This is a genomic window from Lentisphaera profundi (genome assembly GCF_028728065.1).
GTDB classification, from domain to species: domain Bacteria; phylum Verrucomicrobiota; class Lentisphaeria; order Lentisphaerales; family Lentisphaeraceae; genus Lentisphaera; species Lentisphaera profundi.
The window spans coordinates 1,954,152-1,978,950 of sequence record NZ_CP117811.1 but is presented as its reverse complement, the minus strand read 5'-3'; the positions used below and the strand labels follow the sequence as shown (position 1 = coordinate 1,978,950).

Below are 24,799 nucleotides of genomic sequence, written 5' to 3'. Positions count from 1 at the left end.
TATAATTATATGGAAGACAATAGTACTCGTTCTGATAATGAAACAATTCCTGAATATGTAGGTCCATATAAAATTGAGGGCCCCTTGGGTGTGGGTGGCATGGGTAAGGTTTATGCCGCGCGCCATGAAGTATTAAATATTCCAGTTGCGATCAAGGTTTTTTTTAGAGATGTGACGGAGAAGCCAGCATCAGCTAAGCGTTTTATTCAAGAAGCTCGTTTAGCCGCCTCAATTGAGCATATTAATCTAGTTCGAGTTATGGAGTGTGGGAATGATCAAAATGATCACCCTTATTACGTAATGGAAAAGATGAGCTCTAGTATTTTTCTGGAAATGAAAAGAAATGGCAATTATTCTGAGCGAGACTCAATTGATATAGGTGAGTCAGTGGCACGTGCTATGAGCGTGGCGCATCATCATGGGATTATACATAGGGATATTAAGCCCGATAATATAATGATTTCAGTCGATGGTTTATATAAAGTGGGTGATTTGGGTTTGGCGAAGCTACAAAATATCGAAAAGAGCTCTCCGAGCTTAACTATGACCAAGACCGGTTTGGGTACGCCGCACTTTATGTCCCCTGAACAAGCTTTGGATGCAGCAAATGCTGATGGTCGAGCAGATATATTTTCTCTTGGAGCCAGTTTATTTTTCATGGTTACGGGTCAGAAACCGTTTCAAGTTGAGGGTGTTCAAGCTATAATTAATGAAAATTTTGAACAGGGAGCGCCTGATCCTAGTGAGTTGAACCCTGATCTTAGTGAAGGCTTCTGCGAGCTGATTAAGAAATGTATGGCTTATAAGCCTGAGGATCGCTATCAGACAATGGAAGAAGTGCATCAAGATTTAATTGATTTGAGGCACAGGTTTCACGATTCGATAAGACCTATTCATTTTGATACCTGTTTTGATTTAACAGGGACAAAAAAATTAGAGATCGAAAATCTAATGATTGAGCATGCAGAGAATAAAGTGAATGAACCCAAGGGTTTATCGCGAAAAAAAATCTATATTATTATTGCGTTATTGGTACTTGTGTTAGCGCTGGTATTATTCAAGAATATCGCATCTTAAGGCGCTGTCAGGGGCTAGTTTGCTTAATACCTCTCCGGATAAATAGAGAGAGCCAGTGATTAAGACCTTTCCTTCGATGTTATTGATACAAGTTTCCCAATTATTCTGAAAACTACAGGGGCAATTTAAAGTTTCCTTAGCGATGTCAGCAAGAGTTTCTGCTTGGATAGCTCTAGGGATATTGATCGGAATGGCGATGAAATTCTTACAGATAGGAGCGAGCTTTTTTAGCGTGGCTTTTATGTCTTTATCTTCCATCATGCCACAAAGGACAGTGAATTTTTTCCCAGTAAAGCAATGGCTTAGTTTTTCCATTGCTGCAGGGTTGTGTGCGCCATCGACGTAAATTTGATTGGGGAGTTCTTGTATGCGACCAGGCCAATGGGCGTATTGAATACCTTTCGCAGCGATGATCGCAGATTCTAAGATGCCTTGATCTTCCAGTACTTCTAAAGCTTTAATGGCAATAGAAGAGTTACTGACTTGGTGGTCACCAAGTAAACGGAGCTTATAATTTAGTTCATGGGTGCCTTGATATTGAATGTCCGTGCCCTGGCGATGGCTTAGGAAATCAGTATCCATGTAGTATTGAGATGACTTTTGTGCTTTTTGCGCAAAGATACTTTTGAGTTTGGGGTCGAGTTCACCGCAAATAAAGGGGGTGTTTGCTTTTATTATCCCGGCTTTTTCCGATGCGACTTCTTCAATGGTTTCACCTAGATAAGAGCCGTGATCCATGGCGATATTGGTGATAATGCTCATGAGGGGATTGACGATATTGGTGGCGTCGAGTCGTCCTCCCATGCCTGTTTCCCAAACAACGAGCTCACATTTTTCTTTTTGGAAAATAATTAAAGCCGCCGCGGTAAGTACTTCGAAATAGGTGGGTTTAACTCCGGTGATTTCGATTAACTGATCTTCAATTAGCATAATTTCTTGGATAGCTTCTAAATAGAGTTCTTCTTGGATGGGGGTGCCATTGATTCGCCATCGTTCCAAGAAGTTGACCAAGTAAGGAGATGAGTAAAAAGCTGTTTTTAGTCCAGAATATTTACAGGCAGTTGCGATCATCGCACAAGTAGAGCCTTTTCCGTTGGTGCCAGCGACGTGAATGAATTTTAAGGAAGAAGCGGGGTCACCTAAGAGTTGATTGAGGCTCACCATGTTTTCTAGGCCAAGTTTGATCCCAAAAACGAGTAGGGAATCAAGATATGTTTCAGCATCTTTAAAGTTGAAGGAAGGATTCATTTTTTCTCAAAAGTTTTTATCATTCTTAAGGCCGCGTAAGCCGCACCAAAGCCATTGTCAATATTCACCACGCTGAGCCCTGATGCACAAGAACTCAGCATCGCCATCATCGTGGTGACGCCCTCCATGTTGGCTCCGTAGCCAACGCTAGTGGGGACTGCGATGATGGGAGCGGTCGTCAGGCCTCCGACAACACTGGGAAGAGCGCCTTCCATTCCTGCGGCCACAATGATGCAGTCCGCCTGTGAAAGCTCGTCTTTGTAAGCTAAGAGTCGGTGGAGTCCCGCAACGCCTAGGTCTTGAATGAGCGTGGGCTTTAAGCCAAATGCGAGAGCCGAATAATAGGCTTCTTTAACTACTGATTCATCACTAGTTCCCGCACTGATAATGAGGAGTTTGGAATCAAATTTTTGAATGAAGTCACCTATATAGGCAATTTGTGCTGTTTCACAATAAAAAGCATCAGGGAATTCAGTGATAAGAATGTTTGCCTTTTCTTGATTAATACGACTGATAAGGACATTCGTTTTGAGTTTAAGAATTTCTCGACTCGCCGAAAGGATTCGCTCGGCACTTTTGTGCAAGCCATATATCACCTCTGGATAACCACATCTTTCTTCTCGTTGATGATCGATAAAAGTGGCCGGGTCGGTATCGAGGAATGATCTTTCTAACTCAAGAAGTATCTGTGTTTCCTTAATGCCTTTATCTTTGAGTTTATTTAATAAGCTTTCAAGAGAGTTCTTCTGATTCATGGGATTTAACCTATGCTTTGAATTTTATATTATCGCAAAAAGTAATTCCTAGAGTATTATATGCGAAGTTAAAATGATTAAATATCTTAATAAAAGAGGTCCTAAATGTTTACAAGTTTTAGAATCATCCTCATGGTTCTGTTTTTAAGTAATCTCTCGGTCTATGCGCAAACTGCTCGAAACCTGGATTTAACGCCCATAGACGAAGTCAAGACTCAGGATCCGATAGTAGATGACGAAGTCAAGAAGGATGAGCGTGAAAAAGTACAAGAGAAGCGTCTCGAAAAACTTGAAAAAGCAGCTGAAGCGGGGAGCAAAACGGCAATCTTAGAATTGGGTAATAATTATTTCTATGGTCGTTTGGGTTTGGAAAAAGATACTGCAATGGCCGCTCAGTGGTGGCGCCGAGGTGCAGATAAAAATCATCGTCAGTGCATGTACAACTTGGCCAACCTCTATATCAGAGGAGATGGCGTCGAGAAGAGCGAAGATGAAGGCTTGAAATACTATATGAAAGCGGCGGATTTTGGTCTAGTACAGGCCAATATTAACGCAGCATTACTATTGGATAGAAGAGAAGATTACAAAAAAGCCATACGTTATTTTCAAGAAGCATCTTTGATAAAAGATTACCGAGCTATCAGTCGTCTTGCAGAATATTATGAACGTGGTTTAGGCGGTCCCAAGAGAGTGCTTGATGCTATTGCTCTCTATCGTGAAAGTGCGCAAAAAGGCAATGCTGATGCTCAACTAAAAATGGCAGAGTTTTCAAATAACCAAGAGTATCCTTCCGTATATAATCGCAAGGAAGCTTTGAAATGGTTAATGTTATCTGCCGATAATGGTAACTCTACGTCAGAAGCTCGGGTTGCTTACTGTTATCAGAATGGTATTGGGGTGCGTAAAGATAATGAAGTTGCTATAAGATGGTTTTTACGTGCAGCAAATAAAAATTATCCTCCTGCACAAGTGGCTTTAGGGAATTGCTACTCTGTAGGTTCAGGTGTATCTGCAAATTTAGAAATCGCTTATACCTGGTATGAGAAAGCGGCGCGCTTAGGGAATTCAAGTGGCCTATACAATGCAGGCGTATGCCACATTCGTGGTATTGGGACTAAAGTAAATGTAGCAAGAGGCTTAGATTATTACCAGCGTGCAGCGGAACAAAATTATGCGCAAGCTATTTATGTTTTAGCTTACATGTACGAAACTGGAGAGGACGTAAAAAAGGATATTAATAAAGCTATAATTTACTATCAAAAAGCGGCACTGCAGAATCATGCGGATGCGCTCTATGAATTGGGACGTATTTATTTAGCTGGTGAGTACTTGAAAGCCAATCGTGACCAAGCCGAGATTATGTTGAAAAAATCAGCTGAAATGGGGAATCGCGATGCTTTTGTTCTTTATCAAAAGAGCTTCGTACAAAAAAATTAAGACACACTAGGCTTTAAATAAAGCTTGCTTTATAAGCCCTTATAATTAGTTTTAGGGCGTCAATCTAAACAAAACAAAATTTTCTAAAAATAAAAGAAAACCTAAAGAGGTAAATAACATGGCTAAAGTATTCGATTCTGTAAAACCTGGCGTTGCAACTGGTGACGACCTAAGAAAAATTTTTGATGTATGTAAAGAACACAAAGCAGCTCTTCCTGCAGTAAACTGTGTTAATACAGACTCTGTAAACGGTGTTATTGAAGCGGCTGCGATAGTCGGTTCTCCCGTTATTATTCAGTTCTCTAACGGTGGCGGGGCTTTCTTCGCTGGTAAAGGTCTGAAGATGGAAGGTCAAAAAGCTCAAGTTATCGGTACTATCTCTGGTGCAAAGCACGTTCACGAAGTTGCAGAAGCCTATGGCGTTCCTGTTATCCTTCACACTGATCACGCGGCAAAGAAACTTCTCCCTTGGATCGACGGTTTGCTCGATGCTTCTGAAAAGCATTTCGCTGAAACTGGAAAGCCACTCTTTTCTTCACACATGATTGACCTCTCGGAAGAGTCACTTGAAGAAAACCTTTCTACTTGTGAAAAATACCTTGAGCGTATGGCTAAAATGGACATGACTCTCGAAATCGAACTCGGTTGTACTGGCGGAGAAGAAGACGGCGTTGATAACTCTGACATGGATGCATCTTTGCTCTACACTCAGCCTTCTGAAGTTTCAGAAGCTTATGAGCGTCTCAGCAAAATCAGCCCTAATTTCACGATTGCGGCTTCTTTCGGTAACGTACATGGCGTTTACAAGCCTGGTAATGTTAAGTTGACTCCTACAATCCTCCGTGATTCACAGGCTTACATTACAGAAAAATTCAATACTGGTGAAAACCCTGTAGATTTCGTTTTCCACGGTGGTTCAGGTTCAAGTCCGAAAGAAATTACTGAAGCTATTTCCTATGGCGTTATCAAAATGAATATCGATACTGATACTCAGTGGGCAACTTGGGAAGGTGTAATGAAGTTCTACAAAGAGAAAGAAGCTTACCTTCAGGGTCAAATCGGTAATCCTGATGGCGCTGATAAGCCTAACAAAAAGAACTATGATCCACGCGTATGGTTACGTAAAGGTCAAGAGACTTTTGTAGCTCGTATCGTTCAGGCATTTGAAGATCTTAACGGCAAGGGTCTTAACTAATCATTAGTTAAAACCCCAGCTTTTTAAAAGCCCCGTACTTCTCTTGGAAGTACGGGGCTTTTTTATTTGATCAGCGTCAAAATAATGAAGCTATGCTCGAAATTGATGAGAAAGGTCTAAGTGAAGAAATGATCTAATGACTTAGTGATTTATTTTGCGAAAGGGGCAAATTAATCCAGTAGATGTCATATAGCTCATTTAGCTTTCGTAGTGTTTAAGGTAGAGATTGTTTTCTAGACCAATATGAATGAGAGCTAGGTAAATCAATGACCGTAGATTCAGAAAGACAAAAATGTGTATTTTGTAAAAAAGAATTAGAATGGAAAAATAATAAACCTCATTGTTCTTGTGGAGGGAGTTATTTTACGGTTCCACTGGGTACGCCTGAGATTAAAGTTTCTTGTCCAAGTTGTCAAAGGAATTTACTTCTTGATCGAGAGGCATTTAATCATAAATTGGCTTGTTCCTGCGATGCTTATATATGTGTCCTCGAACAAACGGCCTGCCCGCAGGAGAGTGTTCCTGCGGCATCCTGTGATAATGACTGTTCTGAGGAGCAAAAATCAGCACCGCAAGTAGGACTAGCTACAAAATCCCCAGAAGTGAAAAAATCGACCAAGATAAAAATCGACCAAGTCAAAACTAAAAAGCGTAAGGCTTTGCGTCGATCGCAAAAAAAATCTAAAGTCCCGATGATACTCGGATTTATATTTTGTGCTCTAGTGGGAGCGGCTTATTATTTATTTTTAAATAGCGATAACATTAAGCCGGAAATCACTCTTAGTACCAAACTTAGTGAAAAAGTACTCGTTCCTGAAGAGGCTAAAGGTGAGGTCCTCGACCAAGTCACGAAAAAAGAAGTGGAGATCACTGAAGATATAAGTCCCAAAGGGCGGAGCCTTTATCAGGCGAAAGATTTAGAAGAGTCGGCAATTAGTGAAATTATTAAAAACTTTGCTAAGATTGATTCTGGACTTGAATTCAATAAACTAAAAGTTGATTTAGAGGATTTCTCGTCCCTTAGGGGAAAGCATCTTCCTAAAGAAAAAACCAATCTAGATATTTTAAAAATAAGTGATTATAAAAATCGTGTAAGCCCTTTTTTTGATAAGTATTGTACCGAGTGTCATGGGGTGAAAAAACAGAAAGGTGGAATGAGGCTCGATACTTTAGCGTATGCTTTAAAAACACCGGGAGATGTACAGCATTGGCAGGACGTGCTCGATACATTGAATGGAGCTCAGATGCCCCCGAAAAAAAGTGATCAACCGGAAGTAAAAGAGATGAGTGGCGTGATTCGTTCTTTGAGTGAGAGTTTAAGCACTGCGCGCTTACACTTTGCGTCTCAAAAGGGGGTCGCGACAATTCGCCGCCTCAATCGCCGAGAATATCAACGAACTATGTATGAACTATTGGGTGTAGAAGTCGATGTTGAGGCTATTCCAGAAGATAATTTATACAATGGTTTTGATACGGTAGGGGAGGCTTTATCAATTTCACCTTTTCAGGTGCGTCAATATTTTAAATCGGCAGAAGAAGCTGTGAAGAAAGCGATGAAAATGCAATCAGAAGAAAAACGTTTACCTAAGGTCTACAGTTTTGAGTTGGAAGATCTATTGGCGTCGCGCATTGATAAAGAAATGAAGAAAATCAAAAAAAATATTAAGCGTCAGCAAGATATAGAAAATGATATGAAAGCTTTGCCCATGAAGCAAGTTTTAGCTAAGTATAAACAAGCTGATGAGGTCGCTTTAAAAAATCGTTTGAAAGGTGCTTTGAGGGATGGCCTTCATAGCCCATGGAATAATTATGTAGATATGGAAGTGACTAAAAAGGGAGGATTACTCTTTCCTTATTCCAATGGCTTTAACGGGAACTTACAGCGTTTTGAGCTTGATTTTTCAAAGCAGGTGCCGCCAGGTGAATATATCCTGAGGGTTCACAGCGCTTTACATAAAGCGAATGTTAAATCGGCCTATTTAAAGGTCGCTATGGGGGGCAGGAAAACCGCCGTGACCTTGGCGGCTATCCCTGTGTTTAAATCTTTAGAGGAAGGGCAGGTTAATGAGGTCCTCGTAAAGATCTCTGATGATAAAAAGGGTGAGAAACTCATTTTATCTGTTCCATTTGAAATGTTAGTCCCAGTAGAAGGCAAAAAGCTAAATAAGCGTGCCGATAAAAATCATGAGGGGGTTGATGGTATTTGGATTGATCGTATAGAATTTATAGGGCCAATTAATAGAAGTAAGGGTGAGGAGGTTTTTATGAATGAAGATGAAAATGATCTTGTTCAAGCAGAAAAGAAAGCAGGAATCATCCTTGTTAATTTTGCAAAAAAAGCTTTTCGTGGAGCTCAAGTTAGTGATGCTTATGTCAAACGTGTGATGAAGGTATTTCGAGAAGAGTTCAGTACAAAGAAATCTATGAAAGAGGCTTTAGTACGACCAATAAGCACGATTTTATCATCGGGTCATTTTTTATATATGGTAGAAGAGAGTGGAGAAAAACGCACTTGGGTAAATGATCGTGAATTAGCGATTAGGCTCAGTTATTTTTTGTGGAGTAGTATGCCAGATGAAGAGCTTATGCGATTAGCGCAAAAGGGTGTTTTGCATCGTCCCACAATTTTGAAGCAGCAAATCGACCGAATGGTCGAAAATGATAAATTCCAAGGTTTCATCGGGGGTTTTGCAAGTCAATGGTTTGAATTAGAAAAAGTTTTAGAAATTGCAGTCAATCAAAATATTTATCGCTCTTATAATGATGCTGTGAAATTGAGCTCGATAAAAGAAAGTCAACTTTTTATTAATGAACTCTTCCAGAAAAATTTAAGTCTCGATAATTTGATTCACTCAGATTTTACTCTTGTGGATGATAGTATGGCCATCTTTTATGGCTTAGCCCCAAAAGGCGAGAGTGGATTTCGTTTGGAAAGATTTGATAAAGATAGTAAGAGGGGAGGAATGTTGAGTCACTCATCTGTACTTACGATGACAAGCAATGGTGATCGAACTTCGCCCGTTGAGCGGGGAGCGTATGTATTGAAGAAATTTCTTAATAGGCCCCAAATGCTTCCTCCTCCGAATGTGCCTCAGTTGGATATTGATTTGGGAAAGCAAATTGATACAGTACGAAAATCGATAGCAGCTCACTCAGCTTTGCCTCAATGTGCTTCCTGTCACGATTTGATTGATCCTTTAGGTTTTGGCATGGAGAACTTTGATACAGTGGGTAAATGGCGCACTCAAGAGGCGGTTCCTGGCAAAAAGAAAAAAGTTACATATAGCGCGATTGATTCAGAAGGAAGGCTGCCTGATGCGACGCCTTTTGATGGCTTTGTCGAAATGCGAAAAGGCTTAATGACGCAAAGAGAAGATATGCTTAGAGGCTTAATTAAAGCGATGTTGACTTATGGCTTGGGTCGTCCAGTCGGCTTTCAAGATTCGCAGCTAGTGGAAGATATTTTTCAATATACAATTAAAAATGATTATGGGGCAAGAGCACTGCTGTATGCAGTGGCAACAAGTGATGCCTTTCATTTAAAATAAGGGGATGATAGATGTTTAAAGCTATTTCGCGAAGAACAGTTTTACGTGGTGTCGGTGCGAGTATTGCACTGCCGATGCTTGAAGCTATGTCAGCCCCGAGGAGATCTGCAGGCAAGGTGCCGAAGAGGCTTGTTTTTTTAGGTTTTCCCTACGGTGTTACAGAGGAAACTTGGTTTCCCAAGGAGATGGGAGCTCATTATAAAATGCCTGCAGGCTTGAAGCCTTTGGAGAAATACCGCAAAGATTTTTCTGTTTTAAGTAATTTGTCAAATAAATATTTTCCTGGAAGTGTGCATTCGGGAACAACGACGTGGTTGACTTCGGCAAATGTTTATCGAGATCCTACAACCCAGTTTAAAAATAGTATTTCTTGTGATCAAGTTGCGGCGGAATATTCGGGGCGAAGTACAAGGTTTAAATCACTAGAACTCTCTACTAAGGGCGAGGGGGGCTTAGGCCCTGGGCTTTCTTTGGCTTGGGATGCCAAAGGTACTCCGCTTGCGGGTGAACGAGATCCGATAGAGGTTTTTGAAAAACTTTTTGGTAATGGTGGACTGAGTTTGCTAGAAAGAAGGAAGCAGATTCTTGAGGAGAAAAGTATTTTGGATTCTGTGTATGAAGATATTCGAAGTATTAATAAAAAGATTAGTAAAAATGATCGTGAAAAAATCAATGAATACCTTACATCGATTCGCTCGATGGAGTTAGATTTGAAGCGCGCATATGTCTGGGCAGGCAAAGAAAAGCCCAAAGTGAACTTACAGAAGCCTGAAGCACAATTGACGGGGATTGCAGGGATTCGCTCGATGTATGACTTGATGGTTGCGGCAATGCAAACAGACTCAACGAGAGTTATTAGTTATCGCCAACCTTTGGGCGCGATACTGAATGATCTAGATATCAAAAATATGCCAACGCATTCTATGAGCCATTATAAGGGCTTTGATGCGCGTCGTGAAGCATCAGAGGCACGTGATAAAGCTCAGTCGGAGCTCTTAGCTTATTTGTTGGGTAAAATGAAAAGTACTAAAGACGTTTATGGCAGGAGTCTACTGGATCACTCTTTGCTAGCATATGGTGGTGGAATTCGCTGTGTTCACGATCAAATGAATACGCCGCTTATTCTTGCGGGTCGCGGAGGTGGTGGAGTAAAAACTGGCCAGCATTTTGCTTTTAAATCACGCGAAACGCCTTTGGCCAATTTATGGTTGAGTATGCTTAATCATACAGCTGTGCCGGTAGAGTCATTTGGAGATTCTAGTGGCCGTCTTGGTGAAGTATTTACTTGAGGAATTGAGTGAGCTATTCGTATTCGCTTTCAAAATTTTTTTTAGAAATAGCAGATTTCAGAGCTTCAACAGTCCATTTTTCACTAAAGCATTTTTCGCTGTAAAAAACTCTGTGCATGTCATCATCTAATGCACTTATTGTGAGGAAATGAGCGAGTTGTAGGTGCTCGCTGAGGCGAGAAACTATTTGAATGTCTGGGCAAGTCTCGGCAAAACGAACATAATCAAGGGTGTTTTCGGGAGTGATTTTACCTTTGGTGATTTCTTCTAAATGTTTTGTTAGTTCTTGAAGTGCCTCAGGTGCTTTAGGAGAACTCTGTATGAAGCCAAGGACTTTACGGACTTTTTCTCCTGTGAACCAAGCTACTTCTACAGATTTTGGGTCAGTCTCTTCGTTATTTACCATAGCGCTTACATCTGAGTAAAGTTGATCGAGTAAGTCAGTCATAGAGATGGCTTCTTCTTCAGGGGCATTTTCTTGGGGGTCGGGGAGTCCACTGAGATTAAATAAATCGGGGTCCATTATCGTGTTCCTTATAATTTTGGCTGAAAAATATGCCGTTTTTGATGACTTACAAGGTCATCAATCATGAGCTTAAACTAGAGATGTGGGCTTGCGTAAATCGCAATGAGGTTTTACTTGTGATTAAATTATTCAAAGGTAAATAAGATGGCAAAATTAAAGGCAAAAATTCGTTTAGATAAAATGATTTCAAAATGCACTGGATTAACGCGTTCAGAAGCGACAAGAGCACTTAAAAATGGCTATGGTAAGATTAATAATATTCCTCAGAAGTCGGGTAAAGTTCTCGTGGATTTAGCGAATGATGAAGTTGTTTTTGATGATGAGATTTTGCAGTATCGCGAACAGATTTATATTATGATGCACAAGCCTAAGGGTTATGTCTGTGCTGCCAAAGATGAGCGTTTAAAAACTGTCCTTGAATTACTGCCGGCATCTTTAGCTAGTAGGGAGCCGTTTTCCTGTGGACGATTAGATATAGATACTACGGGTTTGGTTATATTGACTGATGATGGAACGTGGGCTCATGGAATTACTTCTCCAAAAAGAAAATGTGAAAAGAGTTATTTGGTGGGGAGTGCAGGGGAGCTTAGTCAAGAAGATATGCAAAGTTTAGAAGAAGGGCTTTACTTAGATGAAGATGACAAAATCACTGCTCCGGCAAAAATTGAGCGACTCGGAGAAAAGACTTATCGTTTAAAAATCACCGAGGGGCGCTACCATCAAGTCAAGCGCATGTTTGAATCGGTAAACAATATGGTGAAAAGTTTACATAGAGAGCAAATCGGTGATCTTGCTTTAGATCCTGAGCTTCCCGAGGGAGAATGGCGCGATATGAGTCCAGAAGAAGTGGAGCTATTTAAGTAAGTACAGCCTGTTATTTAGCTGCTATGTCAATATCGACTTCTTCCTCTTCTCGTGTAGGAGTAGTCGAATTATTTGTGAAAGTATTAAAAGTGCTTTGACTATTAGATCGTTGTGATTGAGTAGAGGTGAATTTAGCTTTATTCTTACGAAGAACATGAATGAATTTTCTTTTCGTGATAAGCAGGTAAATGATCAGAGGTACAATGATGATCAAAAAGGCTGTGGCTCCTAGTATGATGGCCACAATTGCTAAGAGACTTAAGGCAATAAAGCGCCACAGCCTCATTAAAAAAATCATTAGGCTCCCAAAAAAACCTTGTGCGGATCCTGATAATTGCTGCATTATTAGAGGGAGGCGTCTATTGCTTTAGTTATTTTAGCATCGAGTGGTTTAGTTCTTGGGCTGAAGCGGTTGATAATTTTGCCATTTTGGTCAACTAGGAATTTGTCGAAATTCCATTTGATTTTACCGCCGTGAGTGGGGTCTGAAACCAAGAATTTATAGAGGGGTGCCATGTCATCTCCTTTGACGGATATTTTACTCATCATGGGGAAATTAACATCATACTTTAGTGAACAGAATTTTTTAATATCTTCATTTGTTCCAGGTTCTTGCCCCATGAAATCATTTGCAGGAAAACCAATAATGACGAAGTCTTTATCTTTGTAATTGTCATAGAGTTTTTGTAGGTCTGTATATTGCTTAGTTAGGCCGCATTTACTGGCAACATTAACCACTAGGACAGTTTTGCCTTTAAGGGTGTTTAGGTTTATATCTTTACCGTCGATATCTTTAACAGTAAACTCGTGAAGGGATTTTTGTGGTACCTTGTATTGGGGGTTTGAACATGCGGTAAAAATCAATGTAAATAAGCTGAGAATTTTTTTCATAGTCTGTGTATCCATACTCTTTTAATTGTCTATCTATAAGGTATGCCATTATTCCTTAAGCGCAATATAAGAATTTAGCTTGAATAAAGTATTAAAAAAACACCAATGATAATTCCAAATAAGGGGACGAGCTTTTGGCGCTTATTTTTTTCTTTAAAAATGAGCCCTCCTAAAATTACTGTGATCAAAATTTGACTTCGTTTTACTGCCGAAAGCAGAATGATGAGTGCCTGAGGATCTTGTAAGGCACGGAAATAACAGAAATCGGCTAAACATATAAAACGCCCACAGCGGGGATGCTCCAGCGCCATCTGAAATCATGGGGTGTTTGTGGCTTTCTTATGATAAAGAAAATACTAGTGAAGATCAGGCAGGAGTAGAAAGAGAACCAAGTAAGAACACTTTGAGCATTAAGCTGATGGTCTTGGATAAGGAATTTATCATAAAGTCCACTAGAGGAGCCTAGCAAGGTGGCTAAGATAATGGCGTGAATCCATTTATTTTTTCTAAATTGAATACCTTCTTTTTTTCCTACGTAAGAATACAGGAAAACAGATAAGAGGACGATGATAAGTCCTAGCCATTGTTTTGGATTAGGGCGTTCTTGAAAGAGGAAGACGGCGCCAATAAGGGTGAAAAAAGGTCCTGCCGAACGAATGGGTGCGACAATAGTTAGGGGAAGGTGTTTGAGGGCGTGGAATGCGAGTAGCCATGAGCTGGAGATGATAGCAGATTTAATAAAAATCAATAAGTGTAGTTCAATACTTAAGCTCGGTATATAAAAAGTAGAGTGTCTAATATATTCTAGCTCGAGCCGAGAGGCAATTAATAGGGGGCTGGAGACGAGGAAACTTGTAAATGTAGATAGGCAGAGAACAGGTAACACAGCGTTGTTACTGACGCTGTGTTTTTTACATATATTATATATTCCCAGGAATAGGGCAGATAAGAGACCAAGGTAAATCCACATAAAAAGTCCCCCGCTTTTCAGCGGGAGATGATATTAGGCTAGCTTGCCATTTAAGATGTCTATTGTCTTAAGCTCTTGCTCGTCGGCGAACAAAGCTTCTCCATCGCAGACAGCGATTCCATCTTTGACTCGTAAGCTGACTTCTTTGAATTGATCTATAATTATCTCAGCCTTGGCGTGCTCTTTTTCGTCTTTGCGAAGGATGCAAGAACCAGGAGTGATTTGTCCAGCATCCAAGACTTCGAGTTTCTTTTTCTTGGCAACAGAGAGTACCATTCCTTCAGAGGCGATGCCGCGTAATTCTGCAGGCACTAAATTTGCAACGACTGCAACATGCTTATTTAATAAGCTATCGGCGTCAATTTGTTTGGCGAGGCCTGAACAAATGGTTCTTTCTTTTTCTTCGCCAAGATCAATTTTCAAAACATAGAGATGATCAGCTTCGGGGTGGAGTTCCACTTTGTTGATGCGACCTACACGTAGGTCGACAAGCTCAAAGGGGTCAGATTCACCAGAAAATTTGCTGCGTAATTTTTCGATGCGCTTAGTATCGAGTTTAGGAAATAGGATACTCGGTTTATTTACTTCTTTGCCTACGAGTCTAGTAAAATCACCTAAGCTAGACCAAGATTGATCTTCGACATTGATGAAACTCTGAATGCGTTTCGAGGTTTCGGGTATAACGGGATAGAGAAGGATAGAGATATCACAAATCAAATGAACGAGGATGTTTATGGATGCGCGTACTTCGTCTTCTTTGCCATCTTTCATTTTCACCCAAGGTTCCTCGTCTTGGAAAAACTTATTGCCGAGTTTTCCCAAAGATAAAATTAGCCTGATAGCTTCGCGGAATGAGCAGGCTTCGTAGGCTTTAGTGATATCTTTTATTAAGTCTTGTGCTTTGCCAATAAACTCACTTTGTACATCGGTATAAGGGCTTAGTTTAATGGGGCCAGAGAAATTTTTGTTTGCATAAACAAGTGAGCGATTAACGAGGTTTCCGATATTATCTAAAAACTCATTGTTGACCTTATCAAAAAAATCTTGCCAAGTAAACGCAGAATCTTGTTTTTCTGGGCGAATAGCAAGCAGATAAAAGCGCCAGAGATCAACGTCAATGCCAGAGGCGATGACGTCAGAGCCGAAGACACCGATATGACGTGATTTTGAGAATTTAGTATCTTCGTAGTTCAGGTATTCAGTAGAGGCTAGGTGATGACACATAGTCCATTTGCCACCTGAGGCTATTTGGGTGGCAGGAAAAATTACTGAGTGAAAAGGGATGTTATCTTTTGCCATGAATTGAAAAAGCTCAGTGTTTTCGGGATCGTGCCACCAATTTTGCCATGTTTCAGGAAAGGCTTCGCGGGTAATGGAGACGTAGCCAATAGGGGCATCAAACCAAACGTAAAATACTTTATTAGTGAAACCTTCGTATGGGACAGGGACGCCCCATTTGAGGTCGCGTGTGATGGCGCGGGACTCAAGACCTCGTTTCATCCACGAGCGTGTTGTTGTATCGGCATTATTGGGCCAGTGGCCTGATTCGATTGAATGGTTCTGCCATGCTTCGAGGTCATTGCTGAGGCTAGGGAGGTCAAGGTGTAGGTGTTTAGTTTTACGCAAAACGGGAGTGCATTTATCAACACTGCATTTGGGGTCAATCAGTTCAGTGGGAGTAAGTAGTGCACCGCAACCATCGCATTGGTCGCCGCGGGCGTCATCATACCCACACTTAGGGCAAGTACCGTTGATAAGTCTATCTGCTAGGAATTTATCCATGTTTTCACTGTAGAACTGTTCATTTTCTACGGTTTTTAAGCGATCATTTTTAGCGACTTGCTTAAATATTTCTTGAACAGTTTTCGTATGAGTTTCTGTAGAAGTCCTGCCAAAGGCATCGAAGCTGATATTAAAGTGTTGGTAGATATTTTTATGAATTTCGTGGTACTTATCGCATATTTCTCTTGGACTTAAACCTTCTTGAGTCGCTTTTGTCTCTGTCGCAGTTCCATATTCATCGGTGCCACATATATATAAAGTCTCGTAATTACGCATGCGAGAGAATCGAGCAAAGCAGTCGGCGGATAAAACACAGCCAATGAGGTTGCCGAGATGTGGTTCGTTATTGACGTAGGGGAGCGCAGAGGTGATTAGGCGTTTTTTACTCATGAGGGAGGGTCTTTTTGGATCGATATAAACAAAGAAAGCTGGTCATAAAGACCAGCTTGAAAGGGGTGAATCAGCAATTCTCTTAGCGAGCGCGATTCTCTTTTCTGATACGCTTAACAAGGCTTTTGCCTTCGCGTCTTTTGATTTCGCTTGGTTTCTCGTAGCAGCGACGGTTACGTAACTCGCGGAGTACACCTTCACGGTCTAATTTCTTTTTTAGACGTCTAAGAGCCTTATCGATTGGCTCACCTTTTTTTGCACTAACTTCTGATGGCATGTATTTTCCCTAAAGTTTATGTATTTTATTACTTAATATTAAAATGTAAAAAAAAATTATAGTTTAACTGACTTTTAAAGGTCGCTACTATAACCTTATGAATGCTAGCGTCAAGCTTATCTATTGATAATTAATACTTAAGTCACTTATTATGTGAAATGTAAGGATAAAAATATCAAATTTACTTAAGCGCCTTTCGATATTTATCGTCAATATAAACTTTTCCCTTGTCGATCTTGACGATTCGAGCGCCTTCAATATTGCCAAATTGCTTTTTATTAATACTCAATTCATCTTTGTTGATCATTATTTCATTATCACCCATGCGCCAAACGAATTTGACCCCAGGCTCTTCAACGGTGTAGCTATTATAGATAGTGTTAGGTCGAAAGGTAAGGACCACAAAATAGGTGCCCATTTTACGAGTGCTATAATCGGGGTTGCTTTCGTAGTCAGTATAAAATAGATCTTTCTGTGAGGGTTGAAATAAGGCGCAGCTAGAAAGGATGAATAGCGAGAGGAATAAGAGTATGGGTCTCATTGTAGATAGAGCCTTGTTTTAGTTGAAGTTGGACTACTATAGAGTGCTTAAATAGTTAGATCAATTTTTAATATGAGGGAAATTTCCATTACTATATAAGATGTTGTATATTAAGATAAAATCCAATAGTGGAGTTTAATTATGATGCATATAGACAATATAGTGACTGGAGTTTTTTCTGAACATCATTTTAGTATGGCAGTTAGGGAGTCACAGAAATTAGCAACGGTCTTTAAAGCAAAGATTCGTCCCGTACATGTTATTGAAACTTTAGGTTTTAATCCATTTTATCCTCGAGAAACAGAAGAATCACGTTTAGGGGCATTAGAAAAGTTCAAAAAAGACGTTGATCATTTGTACAATAAGCATGGAGCAAGTCATGTAGAGGAGCCCGTTGTTCAAATTGGTCGAATTCACAATGAATTAGTTGCGGTAGCCAATAAGCATAGTAATTCGCTTATCGTGGTAGGAAGGCATACCGAAGGGGTAATGCATAAGTTTTTGACGACGGAAGCAGAGCGTATTATAGCTCATGCCAGTACGCCTGTTTGGGTACATCCACACCGAAGTATTAGTCGCTTACCACAAACGATAGTTTGCGCGCTGGATTTTTCTGAAAACTGTAAGAGAGCTGCGGATGTTGCGGTTATGGTTGCGAAAGCTTGTTCGGCTCAGATTTATTTTGTGCACGTCATCCCCGAGAGTACGGGGTATGTTGACCTAGAAGGACAATTGAATGTTTATTACCCTCAAGAAGATGTCGAAAGAGACCTCATTCACGATAATGTACTCAAGCTTATGAAAGAGGCTGTTCAAAATTTGGATTTAGAGGGTCTTTGTTATGCTGAGAAAGTGTGTTCTGGAGGTGCGGCAGATGGAGTTAAACGCGTGTGTGATGAAGTAGATGCCGAATTACTCGTTATGGGAGCTTCATCTCATTCGAGTGTTGAGAGGCTTTTTATGGGGAGTACAATGCGTTGGTTGCTCAATGATTTCAAAGAAGATATCCTTGTGATCCCCTAGTTTAAGCTGTAAAAAACTCCCTTACGAGAAGGGAGTTTTTTTCTTACTTTTGAATTCTACTTACCATTTTATTGGCGATAGGGACATATAGCTCTATTGAACAAGTCTGAGCAATTAAACCAGAGCTCACGTTCACGTTGATTGAAAGCTGTGTTTTGGTTTGGAGGTCAGTGCCTTTTTGTAAGAAGATGCTCTGATCCTTAATAAAACAAAATTGCGCGTCATCTCCTGTTAAAGAAATTTTAGCCTCACTATCAAAATTGAGCTCGGATAATCGTATTTTTGCAAGTTTAATATCTTTTTCTGTAATTAGAGGGGAGAGTTGTTTCGGCTGTTCCTTGAGTGTTAGGATAGATTCATTCCAAAGTTCAATATGATCAATTAAGCCTTTGTAGTTAGCGGTGCCCACTGTGTTTGAGCCAATGCTCAACTTGCTCATAGAGGGTAAATAATCGCTGTAAGTATCTACTTTTAGATCACCGTTTAGCCACACAAGCAATCGCCCTTGCTTTTTATTGTCAGGGTTGACATCCTTAGCGTTGTATGAAATAAGGAATTGTTCCCATTGTTTTTCGATAACTGGTGCAATAATATGCTTAGTCCAATTTGGCTCGTAACCTTTTGACCATATTTGCCAATTGCCTCGGGGGCCTTGGTATAGGCAAAATCCTTCTTGGTCTCGCGCATAGAGTACAGACCGGTATTTACCGTCACGCGTCACAGCGGATTTGGTGTAAACTAGGCATGAGAAAGATTTACTTTCGAAATCTTGGTGTTTGTCGACAAGAATCATGCTATCGAGAGTGCCTTCAAATCTAGCAGCGTATTTAGTTTTTTTATCGTAGCCTTTAAAGCCAAAGCGGGCTGCCTTGCCGACCATAGTTGCTTGGTGTTCTTGGCTGATAGAAGTATCGGCCAGAGTATTTTTTGAGTTGTTAAAAGTCCATTCAGCTACTTGTCCAGCAAGAAGACTCGCTTGTGTTACAATTAAAGTGCTGATGATTTTTGATGCTATATTCATATTTTTCCCCGTTTTATTAAATACCAATCGTTAGATTAGTAATATCCAAAAGAAATTTATAGAGAGGATATTGTATCTTTCTCTATTTATAAAACTCCTCGTTTCCTATGGCCCATTACCATTGTTAGGATCATAGGCCAATAACGGTACTTATCAAAAAGTGTTTTGTAAAAAAAATGTATAATCCAGTATTTTTCCTCATATTTCATGAGAAAAATCCTAAAAGTTAACTATTTGTTAATATTTAAGGGTGGGGTGATCAGACGATGAGCATGCAGTCGCCGTAACTGAAGAAACGCATTTGGTTTTCTACGGCACTTTCGTAAGCTGCTAGTACCTCTTCCCGAGGGAAAAAGGTGGAGACAAGCATGAGTAAAGTAGATTTTGGTAAATGGAAGTTAGTTAATAAGCAGTCTGTTACTTGTGGTGTTTTTGGGGGGTAGAGGAATATTTGTGTTTTTCCTTTGCCGGCCTGGATGAAATTTTTTGGGTTAGCACAAGTTTCTAAGGTACGTACCGAAGTTGTCCCAATAGCAAATATACGACCGCCATTTTTTTTCGTAGTGTGGATTTTTTTTGCACTTGATTCAGATAATTCAAAAAACTCACTATGCATTTGGTGCTGAGATAAATCTTCGCATGAGACGGGTTGGAAGGTGCCGATACCAGTATGTAAGGTTAGGTCAGTAAATGAAGCACCTTTTTCTGCGCACTGCGCAAAAATATCATCGGTAAAATGAAGGCCTGCGGTGGGAGCTGCAACGGCACCTGGTTGATCGGCAAAAACGGTTTGGTAACGCTGACGATCTTGCTCATCATCTTCGCGATTCATGTAGGGAGGTAGGGGTATGTGGCCATATTTGTCGAGAACGCTGAGGACATCAGGGTTAGAGAATTGAATCAGGTAAGTGCCGTCATCTAATTTTTCTTTGACAGTGAAGTACTCGTCTTTGGTATTCTCAATCTGGATGATTGTGTCGGCTCGAAGTCTTCGTCCAGGTTTTAGCATGGCTTGCCAAAGACCGGTTTTGCGTTCTTCGCAAAGCAATGCTTGCACTTTGCCTCCAGACTCTTTTTTGTGACCAAAGAGTCGAGCGGGAATTACTTTTGTGTTATTCCGAACAATTAAATCCCCTTCTTTGAGAAAAGAAGGGAATTCTTGGAAGGGAATGATTTCACGGCTAGATGTACTTCTATCTATAACCATCATTCTCGATTGATGTCGCTCCTCAGGAGGTCGCTGTGCGATTAGCTCCTCGGGGAGGTGGAAGTTATAATCTTTGAGGTGTGTACTCATTTTTTAGTCGTTTCCAAACCACTGTCGCTTGAAGTTCTGCTCATAAATCTCAATGAGTTCGGGGACGGGAGTTTCTTCTAAGCTATGAGTATCAATCAAACGAGTATTCTTAAGGCAGTCAATAATAGCATCGCTGGCTTCATATCTCGTTTCTTGTTCTTCAAGAAGTCTAGGGTTGCCATTAGTGGCAGGTTTTCCTGGTGCGAAAGTAGTACAAGAGTCGGCGCACTGAATGTTTGATACGTCGAAAGTGCCTGCTTTTTCTGCAATGGCAATTACTTCGTTTTTATCCATGCAGACTAAGGGACGAAGGACGAGGGTGTCGGTTGAGCGATTTATAGTATCCATATTGGCAAGAGTTTGTGAAGCGACCTGGCCAACTGCTTCGCCAGTGAGAAGTGCTTTGGCTTTTAAATGTACCGCAAGCACAGAAGAGACACGCATCATGATTCGACGATATAAGATAGTTCTAAAGCGTTCTGAACATTTATCGCGAATCATTTTTTGTGACTCAGCCATATTGCAGGCGTAGAATTGTGCAGGGCGATCTTGGTAGCGATCTAGGATATTTTGTAGTTTAGCCACCTTGTCAATCAACTCAGGTTGAGTGTAAGGAAAGCTTTCAAAAGTCACTGAATTCACATGGCTTCCTCTTTGCATGGCTTTGAAGGCCGCGACAGGAGAGTCAATGCCTCCAGATAATAAGCAGAGGACCGGATCGCTTGAGCCAACGGGAAGTCCACCTAAGCCTTTGTAATCCTGGAAGTGAATAAAAGCAATATCAGGACGGATTTCTACTCCGATAGTTAGGTGTGCTTTTTTTAGATTGACTTTGAGGTCATCATAGCTAGGAAGGATTTTGTCGGCAATATTGATTTCCATTTCTTTGGATGTGTAGGGGAATTTCTTCCAGCTACGGCGACAGCGTACTCTACATGTATAATCTTGTTGAGGGAGTAGCTGGTTTTTTCCGAGTTCATAAGCGCTGGGAAAATGTTTTTCGATGAGCTCAAGAATTGTATCGGAATCTGGGTCAGTCATAATGCCTGGAGCGTATGACTCTAGACCAAAAGTACGATTGAGTGCCTCTGTAGCGATTTGGATTTCTTTTGGAGAAAAGAAACTATTATCTCTCTTTTTAAGAGCAAATCGTCCTTGGTCACGATAGTAATTGAACTCATTTCTATTTGTGAGCTGACGTGAAATATTATTGAGTAATTTTTGTTCGAATTGCCAGCGGTTCTTACCTTTGGTGCCAATTTCATTGTATCGGAGAAGGAAACAATTTACGGGTATGTTTGACATGAGCTTTCCTTAAGTTCTTTAAAATTGGCGGAATATAGTTCCATCTATTTAAAAAAACAGGGAAGATATGATCTAAGCTAGTTGCTCAGGCTCTGTTGTGTTTTGTAAATCATCATGATCTTCATCTTCATCTAGGGGAGTTTCTTTATTAGCAAAGAAGCTTCGATAAATTCTTGGAGATAGGTATTTGATGATAGAGGCAGCAGGAACACCAAAGATAGCTCCGCCAATACCAGCAAAAATCCCACCAAGTAAAACCACAATGATAGTTTCCAGGAGAGTCAAACCCAGAGATGCACCGACGAGTTTTGGGTAGAGAAAAAAGCCTTCGAGAAGGGTGACAATAAGAAAGTAAACAAACATCAGTCCCAAGTAGAAAGCGGGGTCAGTAATTCCATTAAATAAGCATGTGCCAAGAGTTAGAGTCATGGCAATGATGGGGCCTAAGAAAGGAAGGAGGACTTGTAGACTTGAAATAATGGCTAAAGGAATGGCAAAAGGAACACCCATAAGACTAAACACAATTAAAAAGATAGGTAGTTCAATAAGGATGATAAACATACATCCTTTTACCCAGCGTTGCATTTTTTCGATGATAACGTCAAGGATATCCATGGCTTCTTGCTTAGTAGATTGCTTTAAACTAGGTGTCCACGTGCTATTGAAAATCCCCTCAATAAGGTACTGGCCGGTTGATTGGCCGCCCGAAACAAGTTGGAATAAAGCCATTTTTTTAAGAAAGAAAATGAAGAAAAAGAAGCCCATAAAGAGATCTAAAACAATATTGACAAAAGTGCCTGCCATGACTTGGAGCGTTCCTAGTAGTCCGCCCGAAGCTTTGGTGATTTTTGCGGCGATAGCATTGAAATTATTTTTGTCCTCTAGGAATAAAGATAGTTGAGTAATTCCAGCGGAAAGGACAGGGAAATCTTGAAGTTTATCCTGAAGTTCACTTACTTCTTTGCGTATCCAATTAACATAGCTTTCTGATAAGCCCTGATCTTCAATTACTGGTGAATCTACGTGCTCATTAATCAGCGGTGAATTAGTGTTATCATTGATTGCTTTTGTATTTGTTGTAGGCGTTTTCTCTTCAATAGATCCTGCTTTCTCTTCTTGTGTGAAGTGGTGGTCTAGGCGTTCTTGTTTGATGTGGACGATTTTTTTCTGTGTGTCTTTAAGCACGGTATAGCTTGCAGTTGTGAATAGCGTAATCACCAAAATGAAAGCAAAAAAAACGGTGAAAATTGTGAGGTTGCAGGCCAGGTTCATCTTTTTGTTGGCGCGCTTCTCTAGGAGCTTACAGTCATGTAAGCTTCGTCTTTGGGGTTTGAGCTCCATGATTCTTTGAATGGTGTTATTGCCCATGAATTTTTTAAGATAAAACTGTTGTAGAGGTAAGAAAAAATATGCTAAGGCGACGCCAATTAAGACGGATTTTAGATACATCGCAGTGAGAATAAAAAGAATGGAGACGAGTAGTATAGCTAAGAAGCCTGCTAAAGAAAGTGCACGTTTTTGTTTGGTGTCTTGCCTTTCTATGATTTCTGCTTTTATGGCCGCACGCTTGTGTTTAGAGATCTTAAGATTTTTAGCAAGGAGCGTAATGAAGTAGGCCTCTTCTTCGCGAAATTCTTCATCAAAATAGGCGATCTGCATAAAAGCCTTGAGTAAGTTATTCCGATCTTGCGCAGGGAACTTAAGTAAGGGGATACATGTTTCTTCCCAGTTTAATTTGTGTTCACGAGTGATTTCCTGTGAGAATTTTTGGAGGGCTTCATCACCAAAACTTTCGTGTATGTAACTACGAACAGCTTTAATTTGACTGAGGCGACTTTTCTTTGATTGCTTTAGCAATTCGGCAGCTAAAATAATGACAGAATCAATGGCTTGAGAGTGTTCTTTCTCGCCGACAGAATGAAATGCTAAAGAATCAAAGCTTGCTTCGATGGCATGAGTGAGTGGCGAGGTGAATTTGTTGAGTAAAGTTGTTTTTGTTTTCATGATCTGAGTTGGAGTGTGAGCCCTTCACGAGCCCAGATTACCTGCATTGGAGGGGTTAATGATTCATATTCATGGGTATATTTATGTGATAGGTCTTCTAAAACACTATCAGTATGCATGGGGTCATGGTGGTATATTACGAGGTTTTTCACCTCGGCTAAATAAGCAATTTTGTGGATTAGGCTTAAAGAAGTGTGGCCCCATCCAATTTTCGTGGGGTACTCTTCGTCAGTGTATTGGCCATCTGCAATGAGATAATCGACTTTAGAAATGAGTTCAAAATAACGTTGTCCCATGTCGTCTTTAGGCGTGCCGTCACTATGAAACTGTAGATCTAGTTCATTATCAGTGGCATAGACCAAGGTTCTGCCGTCATCTAAAGTTACTTTAAAAGCTGTAGATCCTCCGGGGTGATTTTGAGCGGCTGAACAAACTTTCACCCCGTTGATGTTAAGAGCTTGAAGATCTGCGTGTACATTGAGTTCGGAATTTAATTGTGACATAGGGACGGGAAAGTAGGCGGAGTTCATTTGTCCAGACAAAGTTTTTTCTAGCATGTCATCTTTGTTTTCAGAACCATAAATATTAAGTTTAAATCTGGAATCGTATGCGGGTTGGAAAAATGGAAGGCCCTGGATATGGTCCCAGTGTGTGTGACTTAAAAAAATATTGAGTTCAATTGTGTGGCCATCAAAGTGTTGTTCTACTAGTTCCATCAATTCTAGTCCTAGTCCGCGAATACCTGTGCCGGCGTCAAAAATAAAGTATTCTTGTCCGTGTTTTAAGCAAGTACAAGAGGTGTTGCCCCCGTATCGTTCAGTTGATCTGCCTGGAGTTGCAATAGAACCACGACAGCCCCAAAAAGTGATAAGTGCATTTTTCATTATTAAGAAATAATCTCTTCACGCTCATAGTAAAATAAATGAGTGTCGCCTATTTGGATGATGTCATTGGGATGTAAGACACATTTTGCGATACTAATACCATTTACATAAGTGCCATTGGTAGATTCGAGATCTTCAATAGAATAGGTTTCGTTAGAAGGAGAGATTTTAGAATGATGTCGAGAGATATTTGCGTAGGCCAGTTTTATCAGATTATCGCTCGTGCGCCCGATGATGGTGTCGCTATCATCAAGCCTATAGGTTTGGACTTGTTCGTTGATTCTTTTTATATCGAGAAATCCAACACGTCGTTTTTTGACACCTTTCATGATACTGGCACGTGACATGGCTAAGGTTCTTACGTCGTTTTCCTGATTGTTAGAATCAGTCATAATTATCCTATTTGTTTTAACTCTCTCGTGTAACTATACACAGGCAGTATTTTAAAATCAATAAATATATTCTTGAGGACTGC

22 protein-coding genes are annotated in these 24,799 nt (G+C 40.4%); 7 read left to right on the top strand and 15 right to left on the bottom strand.

What is annotated here, in order from left to right; translation table 11 throughout:
* Window positions 1-9: 9 nt before the first annotated feature.
* Window positions 10-1,077, top strand: coding sequence for a serine/threonine protein kinase (locus PQO03_RS07930; RefSeq protein WP_274149357.1), 1,068 nt, complete (start codon window positions 10-12; stop codon window positions 1,075-1,077).
* Here the strand turns inward: PQO03_RS07930 and PQO03_RS07925 are convergent.
* Window positions 1,054-2,325: a bifunctional folylpolyglutamate synthase/dihydrofolate synthase gene (locus PQO03_RS07925; RefSeq protein WP_274149356.1), complete on the bottom strand. Its 1,272-nt coding sequence runs from the start codon at window positions 2,323-2,325 to the stop codon at window positions 1,054-1,056. The two genes, PQO03_RS07930 and PQO03_RS07925, sit on opposite strands and share 24 nt — an antisense overlap.
* Window positions 2,322-3,080: a nickel pincer cofactor biosynthesis protein LarB gene (larB, locus tag PQO03_RS07920; RefSeq protein ID WP_274149355.1), complete on the bottom strand. Its 759-nt coding sequence runs from the start codon at window positions 3,078-3,080 to the stop codon at window positions 2,322-2,324. The genes PQO03_RS07925 and larB overlap by 4 nt, the downstream gene beginning before the upstream one ends.
* Window positions 3,081-3,185: 105 nt before the next feature.
* Between larB and PQO03_RS07915 the strand changes: the two genes are divergently transcribed.
* The 4 genes from PQO03_RS07915 (at window position 3,186) to PQO03_RS07900 (ending at window position 10,549) form a co-directional block, all read left to right on the top strand.
* Entirely contained in the window at window positions 3,186-4,517 is a 1,332-nt protein-coding gene (locus tag PQO03_RS07915) for a tetratricopeptide repeat protein (protein WP_274149354.1), read from the top strand.
* Window positions 4,518-4,635: 118 nt separating this feature from the next.
* On the top strand, window positions 4,636-5,712 hold the full coding sequence (gene fbaA, locus PQO03_RS07910) for a class II fructose-bisphosphate aldolase (RefSeq protein ID WP_274149352.1): 1,077 nt from the start codon (window positions 4,636-4,638) through the stop codon (window positions 5,710-5,712).
* Window positions 5,713-5,978: 266 nt separating this feature from the next.
* On the top strand, window positions 5,979-9,260 hold the full coding sequence (locus PQO03_RS07905) for a DUF1592 domain-containing protein (RefSeq protein ID WP_274149350.1): 3,282 nt from the start codon (window positions 5,979-5,981) through the stop codon (window positions 9,258-9,260).
* Between the two features lie 11 nt (window positions 9,261-9,271).
* Window positions 9,272-10,549, top strand: coding sequence for a DUF1552 domain-containing protein (locus PQO03_RS07900; RefSeq protein ID WP_274149348.1), 1,278 nt, complete (start codon window positions 9,272-9,274; stop codon window positions 10,547-10,549).
* 13 nt (window positions 10,550-10,562) lie between these two features.
* Here PQO03_RS07900 and PQO03_RS07895 read toward each other — a convergent pair whose 3' ends face one another.
* Window positions 10,563-11,072 carry a DUF1016 N-terminal domain-containing protein gene (locus PQO03_RS07895; protein ID WP_274149346.1) on the bottom strand — a complete coding sequence of 170 codons (510 nt, stop codon included), beginning with the start codon at window positions 11,070-11,072 and terminating at the stop codon, window positions 10,563-10,565.
* Window positions 11,073-11,219: 147 nt separating this feature from the next.
* On the opposite strand from PQO03_RS07895, the gene PQO03_RS07890 reads away from it, so the two are divergent.
* On the top strand, window positions 11,220-11,939 hold the full coding sequence (locus PQO03_RS07890) for a pseudouridine synthase (RefSeq protein WP_274149344.1): 720 nt from the start codon (window positions 11,220-11,222) through the stop codon (window positions 11,937-11,939).
* 10 nt (window positions 11,940-11,949) lie between these two features.
* Here PQO03_RS07890 and PQO03_RS07885 read toward each other — a convergent pair whose 3' ends face one another.
* The 6 genes from PQO03_RS07885 to PQO03_RS07860 all read right to left on the bottom strand — a co-directional run bounded on the left by PQO03_RS07885 (window position 11,950) and on the right by PQO03_RS07860 (window position 16,790).
* Window positions 11,950-12,237: a hypothetical protein gene (locus tag PQO03_RS07885; protein WP_274149343.1), complete on the bottom strand. Its 288-nt coding sequence runs from the start codon at window positions 12,235-12,237 to the stop codon at window positions 11,950-11,952.
* A 47-nt stretch (window positions 12,238-12,284) separates the two neighbouring features.
* Window positions 12,285-12,830, bottom strand: coding sequence for a glutathione peroxidase (locus PQO03_RS07880; RefSeq protein ID WP_274149342.1), 546 nt, complete (start codon window positions 12,828-12,830; stop codon window positions 12,285-12,287).
* A gap of 268 nt (window positions 12,831-13,098) precedes the next feature.
* The gene (locus PQO03_RS07875) at window positions 13,099-13,800 is read right to left on the bottom strand and encodes an EamA family transporter (protein WP_274149341.1); all 702 of its coding nucleotides are present in this window, start codon (window positions 13,798-13,800) and stop codon (window positions 13,099-13,101) included.
* Between the two features lie 33 nt (window positions 13,801-13,833).
* Complete coding sequence (gene metG / locus PQO03_RS07870; protein WP_274149340.1) at window positions 13,834-15,972, bottom strand: methionine--tRNA ligase; 2,139 nt, start codon at window positions 15,970-15,972, stop codon at window positions 13,834-13,836.
* An 82-nt stretch (window positions 15,973-16,054) separates the two neighbouring features.
* Window positions 16,055-16,249, bottom strand: coding sequence for a 30S ribosomal protein S21 (gene rpsU, locus PQO03_RS07865; protein WP_274149339.1), 195 nt, complete (start codon window positions 16,247-16,249; stop codon window positions 16,055-16,057).
* A 181-nt stretch (window positions 16,250-16,430) separates the two neighbouring features.
* Window positions 16,431-16,790, bottom strand: coding sequence for a hypothetical protein (locus tag PQO03_RS07860; protein ID WP_274149338.1), 360 nt, complete (start codon window positions 16,788-16,790; stop codon window positions 16,431-16,433).
* 141 nt (window positions 16,791-16,931) lie between these two features.
* On the opposite strand from PQO03_RS07860, the gene PQO03_RS07855 reads away from it, so the two are divergent.
* A complete protein-coding gene (locus tag PQO03_RS07855) occupies window positions 16,932-17,813 on the top strand; it encodes a universal stress protein (protein WP_274149337.1) in 882 nt (293 codons plus the stop codon).
* 43 nt (window positions 17,814-17,856) lie between these two features.
* Here PQO03_RS07855 and PQO03_RS07850 read toward each other — a convergent pair whose 3' ends face one another.
* The 6 genes from PQO03_RS07850 to PQO03_RS07825 all read right to left on the bottom strand — a co-directional run bounded on the left by PQO03_RS07850 (window position 17,857) and on the right by PQO03_RS07825 (window position 24,716).
* A complete protein-coding gene (locus tag PQO03_RS07850) occupies window positions 17,857-18,834 on the bottom strand; it encodes a LamG domain-containing protein (RefSeq protein WP_274148809.1) in 978 nt (325 codons plus the stop codon).
* Between the two features lie 259 nt (window positions 18,835-19,093).
* Entirely contained in the window at window positions 19,094-20,131 is a 1,038-nt protein-coding gene (gene queA, locus PQO03_RS07845) for a tRNA preQ1(34) S-adenosylmethionine ribosyltransferase-isomerase QueA (protein ID WP_274149336.1), read from the bottom strand.
* Window positions 20,132-20,134: 3 nt separating this feature from the next.
* On the bottom strand, window positions 20,135-21,436 hold the full coding sequence (gene thiI, locus PQO03_RS07840) for a tRNA uracil 4-sulfurtransferase ThiI (protein WP_274149334.1): 1,302 nt from the start codon (window positions 21,434-21,436) through the stop codon (window positions 20,135-20,137).
* A 72-nt stretch (window positions 21,437-21,508) separates the two neighbouring features.
* The gene (locus PQO03_RS07835) at window positions 21,509-23,440 is read right to left on the bottom strand and encodes an AI-2E family transporter (RefSeq protein ID WP_274149332.1); all 1,932 of its coding nucleotides are present in this window, start codon (window positions 23,438-23,440) and stop codon (window positions 21,509-21,511) included.
* A complete protein-coding gene (locus tag PQO03_RS07830; RefSeq protein ID WP_274149330.1) occupies window positions 23,437-24,324 on the bottom strand; it encodes an MBL fold metallo-hydrolase in 888 nt (295 codons plus the stop codon). Before PQO03_RS07830 ends, PQO03_RS07835 begins: the two co-directional genes overlap by 4 nt.
* A gap of 2 nt (window positions 24,325-24,326) precedes the next feature.
* Window positions 24,327-24,716: an FHA domain-containing protein gene (locus PQO03_RS07825; RefSeq protein WP_274149328.1), complete on the bottom strand. Its 390-nt coding sequence runs from the start codon at window positions 24,714-24,716 to the stop codon at window positions 24,327-24,329.
* Window positions 24,717-24,799: the final 83 nt, after the last annotated feature.

Excerpts from the sequence above, each read along its gene's own strand:
- PQO03_RS07915 (WP_274149354.1), top strand. The coding sequence starts at position 3,186 with ATGTTTACAAGTTTTAGAATCATCCTCATGGTTCTGTTTTTAAGTAAT.
- PQO03_RS07930 (WP_274149357.1), top strand. The coding sequence starts at position 10 with ATGGAAGACAATAGTACTCGTTCTGATAATGAAACAATTCCTGAATAT.
- PQO03_RS07880 (WP_274149342.1), bottom strand. The coding sequence starts at position 12,830 with ATGAAAAAAATTCTCAGCTTATTTACATTGATTTTTACCGCATGTTCA.
- PQO03_RS07825 (WP_274149328.1), bottom strand. The coding sequence starts at position 24,716 with ATGACTGATTCTAACAATCAGGAAAACGACGTAAGAACCTTAGCCATG.
- queA (WP_274149336.1), bottom strand. The coding sequence starts at position 20,131 with ATGAGTACACACCTCAAAGATTATAACTTCCACCTCCCCGAGGAGCTA.
- fbaA (WP_274149352.1), top strand. The coding sequence starts at position 4,636 with ATGGCTAAAGTATTCGATTCTGTAAAACCTGGCGTTGCAACTGGTGAC.
- PQO03_RS07900 (WP_274149348.1), top strand. The coding sequence starts at position 9,272 with ATGTTTAAAGCTATTTCGCGAAGAACAGTTTTACGTGGTGTCGGTGCG.
- PQO03_RS07905 (WP_274149350.1), top strand. The coding sequence starts at position 5,979 with ATGACCGTAGATTCAGAAAGACAAAAATGTGTATTTTGTAAAAAAGAA.
- PQO03_RS07890 (WP_274149344.1), top strand. The coding sequence starts at position 11,220 with ATGGCAAAATTAAAGGCAAAAATTCGTTTAGATAAAATGATTTCAAAA.
- PQO03_RS07860 (WP_274149338.1), bottom strand. The coding sequence starts at position 16,790 with ATGAGACCCATACTCTTATTCCTCTCGCTATTCATCCTTTCTAGCTGC.
- thiI (WP_274149334.1), bottom strand. The coding sequence starts at position 21,436 with ATGTCAAACATACCCGTAAATTGTTTCCTTCTCCGATACAATGAAATT.
- PQO03_RS07835 (WP_274149332.1), bottom strand. The coding sequence starts at position 23,440 with ATGAAAACAAAAACAACTTTACTCAACAAATTCACCTCGCCACTCACT.
- rpsU (WP_274149339.1), bottom strand. The coding sequence starts at position 16,249 with ATGCCATCAGAAGTTAGTGCAAAAAAAGGTGAGCCAATCGATAAGGCT.
- PQO03_RS07850 (WP_274148809.1), bottom strand. The coding sequence starts at position 18,834 with ATGAATATAGCATCAAAAATCATCAGCACTTTAATTGTAACACAAGCG.
- PQO03_RS07855 (WP_274149337.1), top strand. The coding sequence starts at position 16,932 with ATGATGCATATAGACAATATAGTGACTGGAGTTTTTTCTGAACATCAT.
- PQO03_RS07885 (WP_274149343.1), bottom strand. The coding sequence starts at position 12,237 with ATGATTTTTTTAATGAGGCTGTGGCGCTTTATTGCCTTAAGTCTCTTA.
- PQO03_RS07830 (WP_274149330.1), bottom strand. The coding sequence starts at position 24,324 with ATGAAAAATGCACTTATCACTTTTTGGGGCTGTCGTGGTTCTATTGCA.
- larB (WP_274149355.1), bottom strand. The coding sequence starts at position 3,080 with ATGAATCAGAAGAACTCTCTTGAAAGCTTATTAAATAAACTCAAAGAT.
- metG (WP_274149340.1), bottom strand. The coding sequence starts at position 15,972 with ATGAGTAAAAAACGCCTAATCACCTCTGCGCTCCCCTACGTCAATAAC.
- PQO03_RS07895 (WP_274149346.1), bottom strand. The coding sequence starts at position 11,072 with ATGGACCCCGATTTATTTAATCTCAGTGGACTCCCCGACCCCCAAGAA.
- PQO03_RS07925 (WP_274149356.1), bottom strand. The coding sequence starts at position 2,325 with ATGAATCCTTCCTTCAACTTTAAAGATGCTGAAACATATCTTGATTCC.
- PQO03_RS07875 (WP_274149341.1), bottom strand. The coding sequence starts at position 13,800 with ATGTGGATTTACCTTGGTCTCTTATCTGCCCTATTCCTGGGAATATAT.